The organism is Marisediminitalea alba, assembly GCF_002993365.1.
GTDB classification, from domain to species: domain Bacteria; phylum Pseudomonadota; class Gammaproteobacteria; order Enterobacterales; family Alteromonadaceae; genus Alteromonas; species Alteromonas alba.
This window is the reverse complement of the sequence record NZ_PVNP01000085.1, coordinates 1-1,673: the sequence shown is the minus strand read 5'-3', so window position 1 is coordinate 1,673 and position 1,673 is coordinate 1. Positions and strand designations below refer to the sequence as shown.

Annotated in this window: 3 protein-coding genes; 2 read left to right on the top strand and 1 reads right to left on the bottom strand. The window is 42.6% G+C overall.

Annotation, left to right across the window (positions count from 1 at the left end):
- The coding region (gene tnpA / locus C6Y40_RS25535) for an IS66 family insertion sequence element accessory protein TnpA (RefSeq protein ID WP_420836920.1) at positions 1–135 on the bottom strand (135 nt) is incomplete at its 3' end.
- 139 nt (positions 136–274) lie between these two features.
- On the opposite strand from tnpA, the gene C6Y40_RS09520 reads away from it, so the two are divergent.
- Together C6Y40_RS09520 and C6Y40_RS09515 are read left to right on the top strand one after the other, a co-directional pair.
- Positions 275–712: a hypothetical protein gene (locus C6Y40_RS09520; RefSeq protein ID WP_105934402.1), complete on the top strand. Its 438-nt coding sequence runs from the start codon at positions 275–277 to the stop codon at positions 710–712.
- A gap of 431 nt (positions 713–1,143) precedes the next feature.
- Positions 1,144–1,673 (top strand): helix-turn-helix domain-containing protein (locus tag C6Y40_RS09515; protein WP_146129474.1); only part of this gene is annotated, 530 nt, incomplete at its 3' end.

Here is a 1,673-nt window from a genome sequence, read left to right as displayed (position 1 = left end):
TTTTTTACGCCACAGATAGAAGTTTGATACTGTTAACGCATGCTGTGCACAAAATTCACTGACTGTCAGTTCGCCTGCTGCTTGCTTATCAATCAATTCCTGCCATTGCTCGCGTGTTCGTCTTTTTGTTGCCATCGATTAAGTCTCCGTGAGTAAAATCTACGGGGACCATTTTACGGGGTAGCTCCGCCGGGAAAAGACGGTCTAAATTGATCGCTTACTTAGCAGTATTGTATATTCGCAGAGTCACGAGAAAATAAATGATATCGAAGTAGTGGATGTCGTCGGTCAAAGGCCCCTGAGTTACTACCGAAAACAACTGGTTGAAACCGAGCTGGCATTTTACGACATGTACAATGCCTTAACAGACCAAAAAGAATTCAAAATAAGATGCAGGATAGAAAAGCCATCAGGTAGCCATATTGCTCGCAAGGTTTGCTATCCGCAATACGAACTCACTGCAATTGCATATGAAACGCAAATCGCCATGATCCCTAAAGCTCAGGAGACACGTGGAATAATCGAGCCACTGCCGACGTCCTCAGGCGTAAAAGTATTGGTTAACAATGAAAAAAGAGCTGCTACCGAGCATTTAATAAAGCTTTTAACTGAAAACCCTGAGTTACTCGAACAATACCAAGCACTAATCACAGATATGAAAAATTTTAAACAGGCGAAAAGCGAACTTCAGCAGGCCAGATCAGACTATTAATGTAGCAATGGGATATCGCTCAAAGCGAGGGAGAGATTGGTCGGTGTGAGAGGATTTGAAATTTACCTGATCACACTACATAACAATATATAGTGATACTTCCGTCAGAGCGACACTATATAGCGATACATAGAATTACTTTTGGGGTGCAAAAAAGGGTGCTGGGTGCAGAAATGGGTGTAAGTAAACGGATTTTTGGTGCCATTAAGCCGTGTGATTCATCGCATATCTGGGGATGGTAGCTTGACTATTTTACCCCCGTAATAAATCTCAAAACTGCATGGTGGACAATAAGCTAGAGATAGCGCTTTGTATAATCGAATTAACTGAATTAGTTCCGACCAGATCTGACACATCGACTTGAAATGATGAGAGTTACCCGGTTTGATAAAGGTGTCGAATCTTTATTAAACAAACCAAAGGTAACTCTCATGTTGCATACTAACAATCCAATCATTAAACACAAAGCAGGTTTACTCAATCTAGCCGAGGAACTCGGTAATGTATCTAAAGCCTGCAAAATCATGGGTGTATCACGAGATACGTTTTACCGGTATCAGGAACTGGTTAAAGAAGGTGGTGTTGATTCGCTAATTAGTCAGTCCAGACGCACTCCTAACCTTAAGAATCGCGTGGATGAACAAACGGAACAATCCGTTATTAAATACGCAGTAGAGTTTCCTGCACACGGCCAAGCCAGAACCAGCAATGAACTTCGTAAGCAAGGTGTATTCGTGTCTGGTAGTGGTGTTCGATCCATCTGGCTCCGGCATAACCTGGAGAACTTCAAAAAGCGTTTAGCTGCCTTGGAAGACAAGGTTGAAAAGGAAGGCATCATTCTTAGCGAAGACCAAGTTGCTGCGCTGGAAAAGAAAAAACAGGACGATGAAGCCTGCGGTGAAATTGAAACGCATCACCCTGGCTATTTAGGCTCTCAGGACACGTTCTATGTAGGTAACTT